The sequence below is a fragment of the Micromonospora noduli genome, from assembly GCF_003264475.1.
GTDB classification, from domain to species: domain Bacteria; phylum Actinomycetota; class Actinomycetes; order Mycobacteriales; family Micromonosporaceae; genus Micromonospora; species Micromonospora noduli.
Genome location: NZ_PYAC01000043.1, coordinates 1 through 16,376 on the forward strand (window position 1 = coordinate 1; position 16,376 = coordinate 16,376).

A 16,376-nucleotide genomic window follows, 5' to 3' on the forward strand; every position below is an offset into this window, starting at 1 on the left:
GCCGGCTGCGCGACCTGGACCAGCGGTTCCGGCCGCTCGGCCCGGACCGGCGGCGCCGGCTGCGCGACCTGGACCAGCGCCTGCCGAGGACGCGGTGCCGGCGGTGGTGGCGCAGCTCGCCGCGGCCGTCGACCGACGCGACCTGCCCGGCTACCTCGGAGCGCTGGCCGGCGCCACGGTGTGCGTCCCCCTCGCCGGAGAACCGACGCCGGACGTCGACTTCCCGTGGACGGTGGTCGGCGACGCGACCGGCGCGCCGCTGCTGCCGGTCTTCACCTCGCCGGGGGCGCTCGCCGCGTTCGCAGGGGACGGAGTGCCGTTCGTCGCGCTGCCCTGCGCCGAACTGTTCGAGGACTGGCCGGACCCGTCCTGGGGGCTGGCGGTCGACCCGGGCAGCCCCCGAGCGGTCGCCCTGGCCGCCCCGGCCCTCGCCGCCCTGCTGACGGCGAACGTCTCCACAGCCTGACGCCCTGTCCAGCCGCGACGACGCCCCCTCTCCCGCGATCTTGCAGTTGCTGTCGCGGCACAGGGAGCTTTCCACTCATCTCGGCGACAGGAACTGCAAGATCGGCGCGACGGGGACGCGGGGTGGCTCGGAGGGACGGGGCGGCACGAACCGCCCGCGGTGGCGTCGTTGGTCACTCCGGAGGGGGTGGCGAACGGCCGCTGGGCTGGGCAGCATGGAGGGCATGGACTACGAGTACGCGCCACTGCGGCTGCCGCCGAACGTCGACCGGTTGACCGCCGCGGCGCAGTTGGCGATCCAGGCGGAGTTCTCCGGATGGGAGTTGGCCCGGGTGCGGCTGTACCGGGACGGCACGCGGCAGGTGGTGCTGCGTCGTCGGCGCGTCAACCAGCCGCAGCCGGGTCTGTCGTACTGACGACCGGGCGGTGCCGCCCGAGGCCGGAGTCGGCCCCGGGCGGCACCCGGCCTAGTGCTGGTGCCCGGCGTGGTCGTGGTCGTCGTCGAGCTCCAGGAACGGGTGCTCGTCGAGCCGACCGACCAGCCGGTCGTCGGCAGCCGGCTGGAACGGGCCGACGGCGTCGTCGTCGTCGAACGACTCCAGGTCGACCGGGGTGCCCACCTCGCTGACCATGACCACCCCGTCGAGCGGCTCCAACTCGGGGACGTCCAACGCGCCGAGCGAGCCGTCACCGCTCTGCAGCAGCTCCAGCACCGCCTCGCCGACGCCCTCCACCGGCGCCGGCTCGTCGTCCTCCGGGGTGCCCTCGCGGCGGGCCGCCTCGGCCACCCGCAGCAGCGCGGCGACGCTCGGCACCCGGTAGTCACGACGCTGACGCACCGAGATCACCCGGGGGTGCGGGTCGCTGGCCTCGGCACCCTCGCCGCCGCCGAAACGTTCGTCGGCCTCGTCCGGGTCGATCGAGTCGACATCCCACGGCGTCACCTCGCCGAAGGCGTCGAGCAGTCGCTCGTCGTACGCGAAGGAGGCGTTGTTCAACGCCACGTACGCCTGCCAGACGTCGTCGTCGTCGACGCGGCCCTGCGCGGCGCGTACGGCGGCCAGGTGGTGGCGGGCCGCTTCGATCACCCGCTCGAGAGCGGCGTCCAGCTCACCATGCTGGTCGGTCATGTGGGGCAGTCCCTTCACGATGGGGAGGTTGCGCGCCGGCGGCCACCGCCGGACACGACTAGCAGGTGCGGAGGAACCGGTCGAGAACCCGCACGCCGAACTGTAGTCCGTCCACCGGAACGCGCTCGTCGATGCCGTGGAACAACGCCGAGAAGTTCAGGTCGGCGGGCAGCCGCAGCGGGGCGAACCCGAAGCAGCGGATGCCGAGCTGCGAGAACGCCTTGGCGTCGGTGCCCCCGGAGAGCATGTACGGGACGGGCCGCGCTCCCGGGTCCTCCGCGCGCAGGGCCGCCGACATGGCCTCGACGAGGTCACCGTCGAAGGTGGTCTCCAGCGCCGGCTGCCGCTGGACGTACTCGATCGCGATGTCCGGGCCGACCAGCTCGCGCAGCTGCCGCTCCAGCAGCTCGGACTGGCCGGGCAGGCTGCGGCAGTCGATGGTGGCGGTGGCCCGGCCGGGGATGACGTTGTCCTTGTAGCCGGCACTCAACCGGGTCGGGTTGGCGGTGTTGCGGATGGTCGCGCCGATGATGTTGGCGATGGGGCCGAGCTTCGCGATGGCCGTCTCCGGGTCGTCCGGGTCCAACTCGATGCCGAGCAGGTCGGAGACCTCGGTCAGGAAGGCCCGCACGGTGTCGGTGACCACCACCGGGAAGCGGTGCCGGCCGATCCGGGCGACGGCCTCGGCGAGCGCGGTGACGGCGTTGTCGTCGTGCATCATCGAGCCGTGCCCGGGGCGGCCCTTGGCGTGCAGCCGCAGCCAGTCGATGCCCTTCTCGGCGGTCTCGATGAGGTAGAGCCGCTGGTTGTCGTTGACCGAGTAGGAGAAGCCGCCGACCTCACCGATGGCCTCGGTGCAGCCGTCGAAGAGGCCCCGGTGGTTGTCCACCAGGAAACGCGCGCCGTAGTCGCTGCCCGCCTCCTCGTCGGCCGTGTACGCGAGCACGATGTCGCGCGGGGGTCGTACGCCGGTGCGCTGCCAGTGCCGCACCACGGCGAGCACCATCGCGTCGAAGTCCTTCATGTCGATGGCGCCCCGGCCCCAGAGGTAGCCGTCGCGCAGCTCGCCGGAGAACGGGCCCACCGACCACTCGTCGGCGTCGGCGGGCACCACGTCCAGGTGGCCGTGCACCAGCAGCGCGCCGCGGCTCGGGTCGGTGCCCGGGATGCGGGCCACCACGTTCGCCCGACCCGGCGCGGACTCGTGCAGGACGGACTCCACGCCCACCTCGGCGAGCTTCTCCGCCACGTACTCGGCCGCGCGGCGCTCGCCGACGCTGGTGTCGTTGTCACCGGTGTTGGTGGTGTCGATGCGCAGCAGGTCGCGGCAGAGGTCCACGACCTCTGCGGTGGGGTCGGGCAGGGCGGAGGCGGCATCGCTCGTCATCGCCTCTTCATACCAGCCCGGGCCGCTCGACAGGCCGGCGCGGGTGGGCGCATCGACGGGCCGGTTTCGCGTTGGTCGCGTTCGGGTACCGCCGCCCACGACCGTACGTCCCTGCCGGAGCTTCCGCCCGCCAGTCGAGGAGGGCACCATGTCCGCTGTTCCCCTGCCGCCGCTGCCGCCCGCGCCCGCACCCGATGAGGGTTACCGACCCGCCGGTCGCAGCATCGCCGACATCGTCGACCGGGAGCACCGGCAACTGCTGGCGCTGCTGGACCAGCTCTCCGGCCCGGACACCACGCCGCAGGAGGGGTTGGCGGTGCTCACCGCCGCGCTGTCGCGGCACCTGTCCGCCGAGGAGCAGTACCTGCTGCCGGCGGTCCGCGCGGTGCTGCCGGCGGCCACCGAGCGGGTGGACGCGGAGATCAACGCCGACGCGGCCCTGCTGAGCGCCCTGAAAGGGCTGACGGACGAGGCGCTGACCGAGATCGCCGAGCGGGTCCGCCGGCATGTCGACGGGGTGGGCGCGCTGGTCACCGAGCTGCGCGCGGTCGCGACCGAGGAGGAGCTGATCCGGCTGGGCAACCGGTTGGAGATCGCCGAGGAGGCCGCGCCGACCCGGCCGCACCCGGGCACGCCGGCCACCCCTCCATGGAACCGGATCGTGGAGCCGGCGGTCGGGGTGGTGGACAAGGTCCTCGACGCGGTGACCCGCCGGCCGACGTACCTGGCGGACCTGCCGGAGCCACCGCGCGACCGGTGACCGGCGCCCGCCGGCAATGCATTCATTATCACCGATCCGCTCGGGCTATTCCGCCAGCAGACACGTAGTCCTACCGTCACAATATGAACCTGGAGCTGCGTCACCTGCGGGTGGTCTGCGCGATAGCGGAGACGGGAAGTGTGACGAAGGCGGCCTCGGCTCTCGGCCTGGCCCAGCCGGCGCTCACGGCCCAGCTCCAACGCATCGAACGGACGCTGGGCGGCCCGCTGTTCGACCGGGACCGGCGCGGGGCTCGACCCACCGCGCTCGGTGAGCTGGTGCTGGCCCGCGCCCGGGTGCTGCTGCCGGCGATGAAGGGGCTGCAGGACGAGGCCGCCCGGCTGGCCGGGGCTGGCGACACACCGCCGTGCTACCGGTTCGGTGGGGTGAACAGCCCGATCCTGGGTCGGCTGGTGCACCGGTTGGCGGCCGAGCAGCCGCCCGCCCAGATCACCACGTACGCGTCCTGGTCGGTGGACGAGCTGGCGCAGTTGGTGGCCGGCGGTCGGCTGGACTTCGCGCTGGCCGGCGTGTGCGGCGACGCCAGTCCGTCGGCCGGGTTCGGGTTGAGCTGGCAGGAGGTCGCCGTCGACCCGGTGCTGGTGCTGCTGCCGGAAACCCATCCCCTCGCGGCGCAGGACGAGGTCCGCCTGGCCGACCTGCGCCACGAGCAGTGGGTCGCCGCGCCGGGTGACGGCTGCTTCGCCGACTGCTTCGCCGCCGCCTGCGCCCGCGCCGGCTTCACCCCCCGCAAGGTGTACGAGACCGACATCCGCGGCTGCGTCGACCTGGTGGAAGCCGGCGTGGCGGTGGCCCTGTGCCAGGCGACGTTCCGCCCCGTGAGCGGCCTGGTCACCCGTCAACTCGCCGGGACGCCGCTGCGCTGGCGGCTGCTGCTCGGCTGGCATCCGGACTCCCACGCCGCCCAGGGTGCGGCGCTGGTGCTGGAGACGGCCAAGGCGGCCTACGTCGACTCGTTGGCGCCGCACCCGGCGTACCTGGCCTGGCTGCCCCGCAACCCGGGGTTCGGCGTCCGGCACCCCACCGGGGTACGGCCGGGCTGAGCGGCCGGTATTCCCGGCCGCTGGCGGTGCGAACCGCCGTGGGCCGGGTATCTGGCGGACATGACCGACCTCTACCCGCCCGCCGACGACCGCGAACTGCTGCGCGAGGCGGCTGCCGCGCACACCGCCGCCACCCGCGAGGTGGAGGCTTTCCTGCGCCGCCTACCGGCGGTGCCCGACCCGGCCGACGTGACCGAGTACGCCAACCTGCTCACCCGAGAGGACCAGACCCGCGGTGACCGGGACGCCGCCGCCGACGCGGCGGGCCTGACCATCGCAAGCCTGGAATCCGACAAGGGCCAGTAGCAGGACGCCGAACGGTGCCGTCCCTGCCCGGGACGGCACCGTCGTGCGGTCGCTCAGCGTTCGACGAGCGGGTCGTGACCCAGGTCCAGCAGGGAGTGCCGCCAGCTGTCGTCGGCGTTGCCGCGCGACGGCTTGGCGTCCATCAGCTCGCGGATCCGCTCGACCGCCTCCCGCATCACCTCGATGTCCTCCGGGGTGAGGTCCACCTTGCGCTTGGTGAGCACCTTGAGGATCTCCCGGCCGGGCTGGGGCAGGTCGAGGTTCGGGTTCGGGCTGAACGACTCCTCTCCCGAACCCCGGGTCAGCAGCCACGTTCGCAGCTGCTCCGACGGGACGTTGACCTCGGCGTGGAAGTCCTCCCAGAGCACTTCCACCTCGGGGTCGAGCCGCGCTTCGCGTACCATCAGGTCTCCTCTCCGGGCGGCGGCCCGGACGTCTCCGGGTCGTCCTGGTCGGTCTTCGGATGCAGGCCCTCCGCGGGCACCCGCGTCCGGCGGGGGTTCGCGGTGGGCGGCGCCAGGATCGGGTCGGGATGGTCGTCCTCATCCCGGGGTTTCGCGGACTCCGCGGGCTGGTGCGGGTCCTCGTGTTCGTCCCTTCGCGCCGGCCCGCTCATCGCGGGTGTGTGGTCGTGGCGGCGGTGTACCCCCGCTCGCCCGCGGTCACGTCGAAGGTGAGTGCGCCGTCGCGGACGTCCACAGTGACCTTCTGCCCCGGCGAAATCGCCGACTCCAGCAGCATCCGGGACAGGTGATTGTCCACCTCCCGCTGGATCACCCGGCGCAGCGGGCGGGCACCGAACTCCGGCTGGTAGCCGTGCTCGGCGAGCCAGTCGATGCCGGCGGTGGTGAACTCCACCTGGAGGTCCTGGGCGTGCATCCGGCGGCGGGTCTCCTCCAGCAGCAGCGCGGTAATGTCGCGCAGCTGCTCGGCCTCCAGCCGGCGGAAGATGATGACCTCGTCGATGCGGTTGAGGAACTCCGGGCGGAAGTTCTCCTGCAGGCGGCGCATGAGCCGCTCCCGCAGCTCGTTGCTCTCCTGCTCGCTGCCCACGTCCCCGGTGCCGAAGCCGACCGAGCGCTGGGCGCCGGTGATCAGCTCGGAACCGAGGTTGCTCGTCATGATCAGGACCGTGTTCTTGAAGTTCACAGTGCGACCCTGACTGTCGGTGAGCCGCCCGTCGTCGAGCACCTGGAGCAGGATGTTGAACACGTCCGGGTGGGCCTTCTCGATCTCGTCGAGCAGCACCACCGCGTACGGGCGGCGCCGCACCGCCTCGGTGAGCTGACCGGCCTCCTCGTAGCCGACGTATCCGGGCGGAGCGCCGACCAGCCGGCTGACCGTGTGCCGCTCCTGGAACTCGCTCATGTCCACCCGGACCATCCGGTCCGCCTCGCCGAACAACGCCTCGGCCAGGGCCCGCGCCAACTCGGTCTTGCCGACGCCGGTCGGGCCGAGGAACAGGAAGCTGCCCATCGGCCGCTCCGGGTCGGCCAGCCCGGCCCGGGAGCGGCGCACCGCCTCGGCGACCGCGGTGACCGCGTCGTCCTGACCGACCACCTTCTGGTGCAGGTGGCCCTCCAGGCGCAGCAGCCGGTCGCGTTCCTCCTCGGTGAGCTGGCTGACCGGGATGCCGGTGGCCCGGGAGACCACCTCGGCGATCTCCTGCGGGCCCACCTCGGGCACCTGGGAGCCGGACGAACCGTCCTCGCCGTTCGCCCGTCGAATGTCCTCCTCCAACTCGGCGATCCGGTCGCGCAGCGCGGAGGCCCGCTCGTACTGCTCGTCGGTGACGGCCTGTTCCTTGTCCCGGCGTACATCGTCGAGTTCCTGCTCCAGCTCCCGCACGTCGGACGCGGGGGTGCGGGTGCGCAGCCGCACCCGGGCGCCGGCCTGGTCGATGAGGTCGATCGCCTTGTCCGGCAGGAAGCGGTCGGTGACGTACCGGTCGGACAGCTCGGCGGCGGCGACCAGCGCCTCGTCGGTGAAGCGCACCTGGTGGTGGGCCTCGTACCGGTCGCGCAGCCCGCGCAGGATGGCGATGGTGTCGTCGACGCTGGGCTCGGGCACCAGCACCGGCTGGAAGCGCCGGGCCAGCGCGGCGTCCTTCTCGATGCTCTTGCGGTACTCGTCCAGCGTCGTCGCGCCGATCACCCGCAGCTCGCCGCGGGCGAGGGCGGGCTTGAGCATGTTTGACGCGTCCATTCCGCCCTCGCTGCCGGCGCCACCGGCCCCGACCAGGGTGTGGATCTCGTCCATGAAGATGATCAGCTCGTCCCGGTGCGCCCGGATCTCGTCGATCACCTTCTTCAGCCGTTCCTCGAAGTCGCCGCGGTAACGGGTGCCGGCGACCAGACCGGCCAGGTCGAGCTGGACGACCCGCTTGCCGAGCAGGGTCTGCGGTACGTCGCCGTCGCAGATCCGTTCGGCCAGCCCCTCGACGATGGCGGTCTTGCCCACGCCGGCCTCGCCGATCAGCACCGGGTTGTTCTTGGTCCGCCGGGACAGGATCTCCACGGCCTGCTCGATCTCGTCGGCCCGCCCGATCACCGGGTCGATCTGGTCGTTGCGGGCCAGGTCGGTGAGGTCCTGGCCGTACTGGTCCAGGGTGGGGGTGCCGCGGTCCGGCTTCGGGCCGTTCATCGGCCCGCGCTCGGCATTGGCGGCCTGCAACGACTCCGGTTGGATCCGGCCGGCGGCCAGCATCCGCCCGGCTGGCGACTCCGGGTTGAGCGGCAGCGCCATCAGGATGTGCTCGGGGCCGATGTAGTTGGCGCCCATCGCCCGGGACAACTGATGGGCGTCGAGCAGCGCCCGCTTGGCGGCGGGGGTCAACGACAGGTTCGGCGGCACCTCCCCGCGCGGCGCGCCGTCGCCCTTTCCACCGAGGGCGTTGAGCAGGGTGTCCGGGTCAGCCCCGGCCCGGCGTACCAGGTCACGCAGCGGTTCGCGTTGCAGCGCCGCCCAGAGCAGGTGGTCGGTGTCCAGGTCGCTGCTCTGCCGTTGCGCGGCCCGCCGGGCCGCGTCGGCCAGCATCTCCCGAGCGTCGGCCGTCATCAGTCGGGTGATGTCGACCCGGTGCGGCGGTCGGCGCCCTCCCTCGCCCCGGCCGAAGTACCTGGCCAGGAATTCGTCCCACGGGTCGGAGCCGATGTCACCGGGTCCCATCATGTCTGTCCTCCGCAGTAGGGCTCGGCACGGTCGGCAGGGGCTACCCGGCGCGCGCCCCGACAAACGCCGCAGGTGGCGGAGGACCGGCGTTCCGGGAGTGGCGTCGGGTCAGGGCCGGCCGATGGTGGCAGGCTGACGGGATGGATGAGACCCCGCTGCTGATCGTGGATGGCGCCAACGTGGTGGGCTCGCGCCCGAACGGGTGGTGGCGTGACCGTGCCGGGGCCGCTGCCCGGTTGCGCGACTCGCTCGCCCCGGTGGCGACCATCGGGTTGCCGGCCCGGCTGACCGCCCCGGTGGAGGTGGTCCTGGTGGTCGAGGGTGCCGCGCGGGACGTGCCGGGCACCGAGGGCGTCCGGGTGGTCTCCGCCGCCGGCTCCGGCGACGACACTGTGGTCGAGCTGGTGAAGGGCGCGCCGCGACGTCGGCGGCTGGTGATCACCGCCGACCGGGAGTTGCGCGGGCGGGTGACAGCGCTGGGTGCCGAGGTGTACGGCCCGCGCTGGCTCCGAGAGAACCCGACCAGCAACTGAGAAATTCTCGCACTGGGACTCCCACAGATCGGACTCCCGGCACTTCCGAGGGCCTTCCGGACAGGCGGGCAGGAACACCGACAGGGCGGATGTTCTTTCGGAACCGCCGATAGGCTCTAATGGAGATCTCCCCGCCCCCAGGAGGTTCCGCCGTGGCGAGCGTCGCCGAGCTGAAGGCTGCCATCGATGTCGCCCTCCAACAGATCGGAGACGGGCAGACAGCCGTGCAGGCGGCCGGCGAGAAGCTCTCCGAGGCACAGCAGACCCTGGCCGGGGCGCTGGAGGGCAGCGGGCACGAGACGGTGGAGGCGGCCCAGGCGTCGCTGACCCAGGCCAGCCAGGAGCTGGATGAGTGTCTCGCCGCGACACTTGTCGCGGTGGAGCAGGCGCAGCTCTACGTCTCCACCCTGTAGGCCGCCATGTCCATCATCGAGGATGTCGGCGGGCAGGTCCGTGCCGCCACCGAGGAGTTCCCGGTGGCCCTGCTCGGGCAGGCGCTGGAGAAGTTCGGCCTGGCCGCGGAGCGGCTGCGCTGGGTACGACAGGAGTCGGCCAACCCGATGGGGGTGCCCGAGCTGTCCGCCGCCACCGAGCACGCCGAGAGCGCCGGCTACGCGCTGCGGGTGGCCCAGGAACAGCTGTCGGCCTACCTGACGGCGATCGGGCTCGGCGCGGACGGCGCCCCGGCACCCCGCCCCGAGCAACGCGCTCCCCGCCACGACACGCCACCGGCGTCCGGGCCCGCCACGGTCGCGCCGGAGCCGGCCGAGCAGGTGCGAATGCGCCGCTGGTGGTCGGTGCGGGTGGCCGAGCTGACCGGCGGGCGCGAGGGCACCGACGACGAACCCGACGAGCGGGTGGACGACTCCCAGGAGTTGCTGCGCCGAGTGGTGGGTGGTGTCCGCTCCGGCGACCGGGACCGGCTCCGCAGGGAGTTGCACCGAGCCCCGGCCGACGTGGGGCTGGGCCTGGCGGCGCTGGCACCGCCGCTGCTGCGCGAACTGGCCGGTGAGCTGCTCGGGCACCCGCCGCGCGCCACCGACCTCGGGCGGCTGCGCGGCGAGTTGGACGGACGCGTCCGCGACCTGCTGCCCGGGTTGCCGCCGCCGGTGCTGGAGACGCTGCTGACCCGGGTGTGCCGGATGCCGCCGCCGCGCGCCTCCGGGGAGCCGCCGCACGCCGCCGACTCCGCGGTCACCGCCGGGGTGGCGACCGGGCTGCTGCTCGCCCGCCTCGGCCGGGACCTGCCGGCCGGCGGGAGAGAACCGGCGGGCGCGGGGCAGCGAGGCGACGCGGGAAAGCCAGCGCGGGCCGGGCAGCCGGCAGGCGCGCAGGAACCGGGCGGGACCGGGCGACCAGGCGCGGCTCCCCGCGCCGGCGGTCCGGTGCAGCGGGCGAACACCGCCACCACGCAGCGCTCCGGTGGCCTGCCGCCACGCTCGGACGGGCCGCCGCCACGCCCCGGTGGGCTGCCCCCACGCTCGGGCAGCCCCTGGCGGGACGCGCCGACGCGCCGGGGCTCCGATGGCTGACCGGCGCGGTCAGCTGGCCAGCCGGGTCCGGGAAACCCTCGCCGAGGCGTTGGGCGCCACCCGTACCCGGCTGTCCGCCGCCCAGGCCGACCTGACCGCCGGGCGGGAACGACTGGCCCGGGTCCAGCGGGCGGCGGCCGCCGTACCGGCGCGGGTGGGCACCCAACGGGACCGCCGCATCGCCGAGATCGACGCCCGCTACTCCACCCGGATCGCGGAGCTGGCCCGGCGGGCCGCCGACGCGGCGCGGCAGGAGGCGCCCGGCTGCGCGGGGGCCGATTGGGCCGGGTGGGCGCCCACGCCCGCCCGCCGGGCCGAGCCGCCCGGAGCGCTGCGGATCGGCACGGTCCGGATCGACGGCGTCGACCCGGTGCCCGCGCTGGTGCCGCTGCTCGACGCCGGGCACGTCCACCTCTCCGGGGACGACCGCGCCGGCTGCGACGCGGTGGTGTCCGCGTTGCTGCTGCGCGCCGTCGGCCGCGCCGACCCCGGGGCGGTACGACTGATCGGGTACGACCCGGACCAGCTCGGCGGCGGACTGGCCGGGTTCGCTCCGTTGGGCACGGCCGGGCTGCTCACCTTCGTCGGGCCGGGAGGGCTGGGCCCACTGCTGGACGACCTGGTGGAGCAGATCCGCCGGATCAACGAGACGGTCCTCGCCGGCGAGTACGCGTCGCTGCGCGAACTGGCGGCGGCGACCGGCCGACGGCCCGAGCCGTGGCGGGTGGCGGTGCTGCTCGGTGGGGAGGAGCTGAACCGGCACGAGCGCGGGCAACTGGACCGGGTGGTGCGGGCCGGCGCCGCCTGCGGCGTACACCTGGTGGTGCGCGGTGTGCCGTTGCCGGAGGATCCGACGGTGACCCGGGTGGTGGCCGGTGTGTCCGGCGCGCGGATCGGCGGTTCAGCCGGGCTGCCGGTCCGACTGGACCCACCGCCGCCGGCGGCGCTGGTCACCGAGACCTGCCGGGACGTCGCCGCCCGGGTGAACGCGGGCCCGCCGCCGACCCCCTTCACCGACCTGCTGCCCCCGCCCGAGCTGATGTGGCGGGAGGACTCCGCCGACGGGCTGACCGCGCCGATCGGTGAGGGCCCACAGGGTCGGCCGGTGCGGTTGACGCTTGGCGACTATCCACCGCACGCGCTGATCGGGGGGCCGTCCGGCACCGGCAAGACCAACCTGATCTTCGCGTGGATCGGCGCGCTCGCGGCCCGCTACTCCCCCGCCGAGCTGGAGTTCTACCTGCTGGACTTCAAGGAGGGGGTCTCCTTCGCGCGGTTCGCGCAGGGCCGGCGCGACCCGAGCTGGCTGCCGCACATGCGGCTGGTCGGCATCAACGTCAACACCGACCGGGAGTTCGGGCTGGCGTTGCTGCGCTTCCTCGCCGAGGAGTTGCGCCGACGCGCCGACGCGGCCAAGAAACACGAGGTGACCAAGCTGGCCGAGCTGCGGGCCGTCGACCCGACCGGGCACTGGCCACGCATCGTCGCCGTGGTGGACGAGTTCCAGATGTTGCTGGCCGGCCGGGACGTGGTCGCCCGGGAGGCGGCCGACCTGCTGGAGGACCTGGCCCGCCGCGGCCGGTCCCAGGGCATCCACCTGGTCCTCGCCTCGCAGGACGTGCGGGGCATCGAGGCGCTGTGGGGCCGCCCCGCGCTGGTCGCCCAGTTCACCCTGCGCATCGCGTTGCCCAAGGCGCTGCGCATCCTCGCCGAACGAAACGACGCGGCGCAGTCGCTGCCGCGCTGGCACGCGGTGGTCAACGCCGAGTCGGGCATGGTGGAGGGCAACGAGGTGGCCCGCATCCCGTCGGCCAGCGACTGGGAGACCTGGAGCGGGTTGCAGCACCGGCTGTGGCGGATGCGGGCCCCCGACGCGGCGCCCGCCCGGCTCTTCGACGGCGACGCGATCCCCCGGCTGGCGGACGCCCCGGACTTCCGGGCGCTCGCCGTCCCTCCGGACGGGACAGCGCCCCGCAACCCGGTGGCCCTGCTCGGCGAGATCATCGACGTGCAGTCCCGCTCGGCGTCCCTGCGGCTGCCGCGTGCCCCGGGCCGCAACCTCGCGGTGCTCGGCACCCGCGTCGACGAGGCGTGCGCGGTGCTCGACGCGGCGGCCCGGTCGCTGGCCCGTCAGCACCCGCCGGGCACCGCCCGGTTCTCCATCGCCTGCCTCGACCCGGACGCCGACCCGATCGCCCGCGCCCTCTACGACGACCTGGCCGACGACGCCGCCTGGTACGACGAGGAGACCGTCGGCGAGCTGATGGCCGAGACGGCTGACGGGCTCAGCGGCCGGGCAAGCCCGCACTACCTGTTGCTGTTCGCTGTCGACGCGGCAGCGGGTGCGCTGGCCGCCCGGGTGGGTCGGCGCACCGGCCTGGAGCAGCTGCGCCGGATCATGCACGACGGGCCGGAACGACGCACGCACGTGCTGGCCTGGTGGCGCGGCGTCGCCCGGATGCGCGCCGACCTCGGTGGGCCGGCCGCCCGTACCGACCAGATCGGCGCCTGGGTGGCCCTGGACGCGCACGGCGGCGAGCTGGGCTCGTCGCTCTACCCGGGCACCGGGGGCCCGGACTGGTATCCCCGCCCCTGGCGGGGGCTGTTCTTCGACCGGGCGGTGCACCGCACCGGACAGGTGATCATCCCGTATGGACCGACACGATGAACGAACCGGTGACCAGCGAGACGTACGCGGCGCAGCTGCGGCGGCTGGCCGACCTCACCGCGCGGGTGCGCGAGCAGCGCGACGAGGCGCACACCTGGCACGAGCGGCAGTGCGTTGCCGCCGAGCGGGCCGTTGCCGAGGCGGCCGAGCAGCTCCGAAGCGCCGAGGAGGAGCTGGTCGCCGCCCGTGAGCAGCAGGAACGGGTCGACGCCGAGGTGGCCCACCTGTGGCAACAGGTCCGCTCGCGCCTCGGTGCCCGCCGCCTCGGCGCCCCGCCCGCCCCGGCGATCGGCATCGGGGCCACCGACCCGGTGCTGCTGCTCGCCAAGGCCCGTGACCTCCTCGACCGGGCCGGTCAGCCGGGCGAGCTGCCGGGCTCGGTCAACCCGCTGCTGGCGCTGTGCGGGGTGGCCGGCGGTGTGCTGGCGTACGCGCTGGGAGCCGGGGCCCGCGCGCTCGGCGTCGGGTACGGCGGGGACCTGGCGGTCGGACTACCGGTGCTGGCGCTGGTGGTGACGCTGCTCGGGCCGTTGGTCGGCCTGGTGCCGGCCCGGGTGCTGGCCGACCGCCGGCACGCGGTGCTCGGCCCGCGACCGATCACTGTGGTCCTGGGCGCCGGTCTGCTGACCACGGTGCTGCTGCTGATCCTGGGCCGCTGACCCATGCGCGGCGGGTCCCGCCGGCGCTGCCCTCTCGCCGCCTGCCGAAGGCGTGATCGACTTGGCTTCCTGGAAACCGCGCTGTCCCGGCCTCCCGGACACCGCGGTTTCCTGAAAACCGAGTCGATCAGCGCCGCGCCGCCGGTCAGGCCGGGACGAGCACGGCCTCGCGGAGCAGTCGGCGGGTCAGGGTGACCCGGTCGGCGTCGTCGGGCAGGCCGGGCAGGTCACCGACCCGGGTGACAGTGCCGGTGAGCAGCGCGCGGGCGGCCGGCTCGCAGCTCGCCGGAAGGGTGATGGTGCGGTCGAAGAGCCGCAGCGCCACCGTGTCGGAATCGTGCGGCACCAACTGCCAGCGCAGGCCGGGACGCACTGTGACCCGGGAGTCGGCGTCCAGGGTGGCCAGCGCGTCGGCCTGGGCGAGCGGTCGGATCGGCGCCGGGCGGGCCGCCGGCCAGGCCCGCTGCCGCAGTCGCGCGGCGACCGCGCCCGGGTCGGCGCGCAATAGCCAGTCCCGCAACGCCTCCACGGTCTCGGTCAGCTCCGGCTCGATGGCGTCCGGGTCGGCGACGTCGGTGCCGAACGGCAGGCTGGCCCGCAGCCGCTGGTCCTCGGCGGACAGCGCCAACAACTCCTCGACCAGGGCGTAGCGGGTGAGCGCGCGGATGCCCACGGTCAGGTGCAGGGAGCTGGCGTCCTGCGCCTGCGCGCTGTGCAGCCACCCCCGGGGCAGGTAGAGGGCGTCACCGGGGGCGAGCACCACGTCCAGCGCGGCCGGGCCCTGCGCGGTGGCACCGACCTCGTCGGCGCGACCACCCCACGGCTGCTTCTCCAGCGGGTCGGGCAGCACCGGCGGGTGGATCCGCCAATGCTTGCGGCCGTCGACCTGGAGCACGAACACGTCGTGGGTGTCGTAGTGGGTGGCGAAGCCCTGGCTGCCGGCCGGGGTCAGGTAGGCGTTGATCTGCAACGGCTGGTTGAGCGCGAGGCCCAGGTCGCGGGCGAAGTCGACGAGCGGCGGCCAGATCCGGTGCAGCCCCTGCAACACCAGTGTGGCCCCGGACGCGTACTGCTCCAGGACCCGCTCGTCGAGCACCTGGTCGCCGATTTCGGCGCCCGCGCCGCCGCCGCCGGTCCAGCGCGACGCCGCGACCAACTGGCCGTCCTTGGCGACGCGCAGGAAGGGGGTACGCAGGCCGCGCCGGCTCAGCAGCTCGTCGGCGTCGGCGGGGCTGAGCAGGTCGGTGAAGCCGGCTGGGTCGGGCAGTTCGGCGGCGCGGGACAGCAGCGGGGTGTGCCCCCAGTGCGCGGCGGCGAACTTGGCCGGTTCGACCGAGACGCAGCGGGCCAGCGCCGCGGTGGCCTCGGCGGACGGAACCGCCGGGCGGCCGTGGTGGCCGCCCGGCGGGTCGACGTAGGTCATGGCGAGCCGCTACCGGGCGCTGCCGTCAGCGCCACCGTCCTGCTGGCCCGGGGTGGCACCGCCATCGGCGGGACCCTCCGCGCCGCCATCGGCGCCACCGTCGTGCTGACCGGGAGTGGCACCGCCGTCGGCGGGACCCTCCGCGCTGCCGTCGGCGCCACCGTCGTGCTGACCCGGGGTGGCACCACCGTCGGCGGGACCTTCCGCGCCGCCATCGGCGCCACCGTCGTGCTGACCGGGGGTCGCGCCGCCGTCGGCCGGACCCTCCGCGCCGCCGCCGCCGGTGGTCTGCATGTCGTCATCGTTGAGTGCCATCGGTACTCCCTCGGGTGTGCCGCCCCGCCGTGCGCCGGGGTCCGTCGTGCTGCGGGTGGTACCCCACGCGCGATCTTCTCTAACCCTCACCGTAGACGCCGAACCGGGGCGACACGGGCAGTTCGCGAGCGGCGGCGGAGAGTGCCAGGATGGGGTGGTGATCCTGGTGGGCACGTCCGGCTGGCAGTACCGGGACTGGCGCGGCCGCTTCTATCCGCAGGGGCTGCCGCAGCGACTCTGGCTGGAGCACTTCGCGGCCGGGTTCGCCACGGTCGAGGTCAACAACGCCTTCTACCGGCTGCCCGAGCGGGACACCTTCGCCGCCTGGCGGGCGCGCACCCCGGCGGATTTCTGCGTGGCGGTGAAGATGAGCCGCTACCTCACCCACATCAAGCGACTGCGTGACCCGCAGGAGCCGGTGGCCCGGTTCCTCGGCCGCGCCACCGCGCTCGGTGACCGGCTCGGCCCGGTGCTGCTGCAACTACCACCGAACCTGCGGGCGGACGTCGAGGCGCTGGACGCGACGCTGCGACTGTTCCCGGCGCAGGTGCGGGTGGCGGTCGAGCCCCGGCACCCCTCCTGGTGGACCGACGCCACCCGGGCGGTGCTGGAGCGGCGTCGGGCCGCGCTGGTCTGGGCGGACCGGCTGGGCCGCCCGGTCGCCCCCCGCTGGCGCACCACCGACTTCGGCTACCTGCGGCTGCACGAGGGGCGGGCGCGGCCGTGGCCCCGTTACGGTCGGGCGGCCCTACGGTCCTGGGTGGGTCGGCTGACCGACGCCTTCGGCGCGGACGAGCCGGCGTACGTCTATTTCAACAACGATCCGGGCGGGGCCGCGATCGTGGACGCCGTGGCGTTCGCCGCGCTGGCCCGGCGGGCCGGGCACCCGGTGTCGCGGGTGCCCGCCGCCGCCAAGGCTGCCGACGACTGAGCCCGCCCGACGGCGGTCGGGCGGGCTCGCGG

General features: G+C 74.2%; 18 protein-coding genes. 11 read left to right on the forward strand and 7 right to left on the reverse strand.

Translation table 11 applies throughout. The annotated features are described in order from the left end of the window. The first annotated feature begins 94 nt into the window (after window positions 1–94). Entirely contained in the window at window positions 95–466 is a 372-nt protein-coding gene (locus MED15_RS31430) for an SseB family protein (protein WP_112603535.1), read from the forward strand. A 223-nt stretch (window positions 467–689) separates the two neighbouring features. Further along, window positions 690–881: a DUF5703 family protein gene (locus MED15_RS31435; protein ID WP_013734349.1), complete on the forward strand. Its 192-nt coding sequence runs from the start codon at window positions 690–692 to the stop codon at window positions 879–881. Between the two features lie 51 nt (window positions 882–932). On the opposite strand, the gene MED15_RS31440 is transcribed toward MED15_RS31435, so the two are convergent. Beyond that, window positions 933–1,595 carry a hypothetical protein gene (locus MED15_RS31440; protein WP_091408864.1) on the reverse strand — a complete coding sequence of 221 codons (663 nt, stop codon included), beginning with the start codon at window positions 1,593–1,595 and terminating at the stop codon, window positions 933–935. 58 nt (window positions 1,596–1,653) lie between these two features. Then, entirely contained in the window at window positions 1,654–2,982 is a 1,329-nt protein-coding gene (locus MED15_RS31445; protein WP_091408443.1) for a M20/M25/M40 family metallo-hydrolase, read from the reverse strand. A 148-nt stretch (window positions 2,983–3,130) separates the two neighbouring features. Here MED15_RS31445 and MED15_RS31450 point away from each other — a divergent pair, with 148 nt between their 5' ends. The 3 genes from MED15_RS31450 (at window position 3,131) to MED15_RS31460 (ending at window position 5,112) form a co-directional block, all read left to right on the forward strand. Then, window positions 3,131–3,742, forward strand: coding sequence for a hemerythrin domain-containing protein (locus tag MED15_RS31450; protein ID WP_112587424.1), 612 nt, complete (start codon window positions 3,131–3,133; stop codon window positions 3,740–3,742). An 83-nt stretch (window positions 3,743–3,825) separates the two neighbouring features. Then, entirely contained in the window at window positions 3,826–4,806 is a 981-nt protein-coding gene (locus MED15_RS31455) for a LysR family transcriptional regulator (protein WP_112726365.1), read from the forward strand. Window positions 4,807–4,866: 60 nt separating this feature from the next. Then, complete coding sequence (locus tag MED15_RS31460; protein ID WP_112737685.1) at window positions 4,867–5,112, forward strand: hypothetical protein; 246 nt, start codon at window positions 4,867–4,869, stop codon at window positions 5,110–5,112. Between the two features lie 53 nt (window positions 5,113–5,165). Here MED15_RS31460 and MED15_RS31465 read toward each other — a convergent pair whose 3' ends face one another. The 3 genes from MED15_RS31465 to MED15_RS31475 are packed head-to-tail and all read right to left on the reverse strand — an operon-like array spanning window position 5,166 to window position 8,283. Beyond that, window positions 5,166–5,516: a DUF3140 domain-containing protein gene (locus tag MED15_RS31465; protein ID WP_112700615.1), complete on the reverse strand. Its 351-nt coding sequence runs from the start codon at window positions 5,514–5,516 to the stop codon at window positions 5,166–5,168. Then, on the reverse strand, window positions 5,516–5,728 hold the full coding sequence (locus MED15_RS31470; protein ID WP_112587428.1) for a hypothetical protein: 213 nt from the start codon (window positions 5,726–5,728) through the stop codon (window positions 5,516–5,518). The genes MED15_RS31465 and MED15_RS31470 overlap by 1 nt, the downstream gene beginning before the upstream one ends. After that, window positions 5,725–8,283 (reverse strand): ATP-dependent Clp protease ATP-binding subunit, encoded by a 2,559-nt coding sequence (locus MED15_RS31475; protein WP_112587430.1) that lies wholly within the window; start codon window positions 8,281–8,283, stop codon window positions 5,725–5,727. Before MED15_RS31475 ends, MED15_RS31470 begins: the two co-directional genes overlap by 4 nt. 140 nt (window positions 8,284–8,423) lie before the next feature. Here MED15_RS31475 and MED15_RS31480 point away from each other — a divergent pair, with 140 nt between their 5' ends. The 5 genes from MED15_RS31480 to MED15_RS31500 all read left to right on the forward strand — a co-directional run bounded on the left by MED15_RS31480 (window position 8,424) and on the right by MED15_RS31500 (window position 13,675). Next, window positions 8,424–8,816, forward strand: a complete 393-nt coding sequence (locus tag MED15_RS31480; RefSeq protein WP_112737687.1) for a PIN domain-containing protein — start codon at window positions 8,424–8,426, stop codon at window positions 8,814–8,816. A gap of 152 nt (window positions 8,817–8,968) precedes the next feature. After that, window positions 8,969–9,229: a hypothetical protein gene (locus MED15_RS31485; protein ID WP_112737689.1), complete on the forward strand. Its 261-nt coding sequence runs from the start codon at window positions 8,969–8,971 to the stop codon at window positions 9,227–9,229. A gap of 6 nt (window positions 9,230–9,235) precedes the next feature. Further along, window positions 9,236–10,348, forward strand: a complete 1,113-nt coding sequence (locus MED15_RS31490; RefSeq protein WP_112737691.1) for a hypothetical protein — start codon at window positions 9,236–9,238, stop codon at window positions 10,346–10,348. Next, window positions 10,341–13,016 carry an FtsK/SpoIIIE domain-containing protein gene (locus tag MED15_RS31495; RefSeq protein ID WP_112737692.1) on the forward strand — a complete coding sequence of 892 codons (2,676 nt, stop codon included), beginning with the start codon at window positions 10,341–10,343 and terminating at the stop codon, window positions 13,014–13,016. Before MED15_RS31490 ends, MED15_RS31495 begins: the two co-directional genes overlap by 8 nt. Beyond that, window positions 13,013–13,675, forward strand: a complete 663-nt coding sequence (locus MED15_RS31500; RefSeq protein WP_112700635.1) for a hypothetical protein — start codon at window positions 13,013–13,015, stop codon at window positions 13,673–13,675. Before MED15_RS31495 ends, MED15_RS31500 begins: the two co-directional genes overlap by 4 nt. 145 nt (window positions 13,676–13,820) lie before the next feature. Here MED15_RS31500 and MED15_RS31505 read toward each other — a convergent pair whose 3' ends face one another. Further along, the gene (locus MED15_RS31505; RefSeq protein ID WP_112737694.1) at window positions 13,821–15,098 is read right to left on the reverse strand and encodes a cupin domain-containing protein; all 1,278 of its coding nucleotides are present in this window, start codon (window positions 15,096–15,098) and stop codon (window positions 13,821–13,823) included. 9 nt (window positions 15,099–15,107) lie between these two features. After that, on the reverse strand, window positions 15,108–15,413 hold the full coding sequence (locus MED15_RS31510) for a hypothetical protein (RefSeq protein ID WP_091408405.1): 306 nt from the start codon (window positions 15,411–15,413) through the stop codon (window positions 15,108–15,110). Between the two features lie 157 nt (window positions 15,414–15,570). Here MED15_RS31510 and MED15_RS31515 point away from each other — a divergent pair, with 157 nt between their 5' ends. Continuing rightward, window positions 15,571–16,344, forward strand: coding sequence for a DUF72 domain-containing protein (locus MED15_RS31515; RefSeq protein WP_208646754.1), 774 nt, complete (start codon window positions 15,571–15,573; stop codon window positions 16,342–16,344). The last annotated feature ends 32 nt before the right edge of the window (window positions 16,345–16,376 follow it).

Bases quoted from the DNA above. Each gene is read 5' to 3' on its own strand.
- MED15_RS31435 (WP_013734349.1), top strand. From the start codon at position 690: ATGGACTACGAGTACGCGCCACTGCGGCTGCCGCCGAACGTCGACCGG.
- MED15_RS31440 (WP_091408864.1), bottom strand. From the start codon at position 1,595: ATGACCGACCAGCATGGTGAGCTGGACGCCGCTCTCGAGCGGGTGATC.
- MED15_RS31445 (WP_091408443.1), bottom strand. From the start codon at position 2,982: ATGACGAGCGATGCCGCCTCCGCCCTGCCCGACCCCACCGCAGAGGTC.
- MED15_RS31450 (WP_112587424.1), top strand. From the start codon at position 3,131: ATGTCCGCTGTTCCCCTGCCGCCGCTGCCGCCCGCGCCCGCACCCGAT.
- MED15_RS31455 (WP_112726365.1), top strand. From the start codon at position 3,826: ATGAACCTGGAGCTGCGTCACCTGCGGGTGGTCTGCGCGATAGCGGAG.
- MED15_RS31460 (WP_112737685.1), top strand. From the start codon at position 4,867: ATGACCGACCTCTACCCGCCCGCCGACGACCGCGAACTGCTGCGCGAG.
- MED15_RS31465 (WP_112700615.1), bottom strand. From the start codon at position 5,516: ATGGTACGCGAAGCGCGGCTCGACCCCGAGGTGGAAGTGCTCTGGGAG.
- MED15_RS31470 (WP_112587428.1), bottom strand. From the start codon at position 5,728: ATGAGCGGGCCGGCGCGAAGGGACGAACACGAGGACCCGCACCAGCCC.
- MED15_RS31475 (WP_112587430.1), bottom strand. From the start codon at position 8,283: ATGATGGGACCCGGTGACATCGGCTCCGACCCGTGGGACGAATTCCTG.
- MED15_RS31480 (WP_112737687.1), top strand. From the start codon at position 8,424: ATGGATGAGACCCCGCTGCTGATCGTGGATGGCGCCAACGTGGTGGGC.
- MED15_RS31490 (WP_112737691.1), top strand. From the start codon at position 9,236: ATGTCCATCATCGAGGATGTCGGCGGGCAGGTCCGTGCCGCCACCGAG.
- MED15_RS31495 (WP_112737692.1), top strand. From the start codon at position 10,341: ATGGCTGACCGGCGCGGTCAGCTGGCCAGCCGGGTCCGGGAAACCCTC.
- MED15_RS31500 (WP_112700635.1), top strand. From the start codon at position 13,013: ATGAACGAACCGGTGACCAGCGAGACGTACGCGGCGCAGCTGCGGCGG.
- MED15_RS31505 (WP_112737694.1), bottom strand. From the start codon at position 15,098: ATGACCTACGTCGACCCGCCGGGCGGCCACCACGGCCGCCCGGCGGTT.
- MED15_RS31510 (WP_091408405.1), bottom strand. From the start codon at position 15,413: ATGGCACTCAACGATGACGACATGCAGACCACCGGCGGCGGCGGCGCG.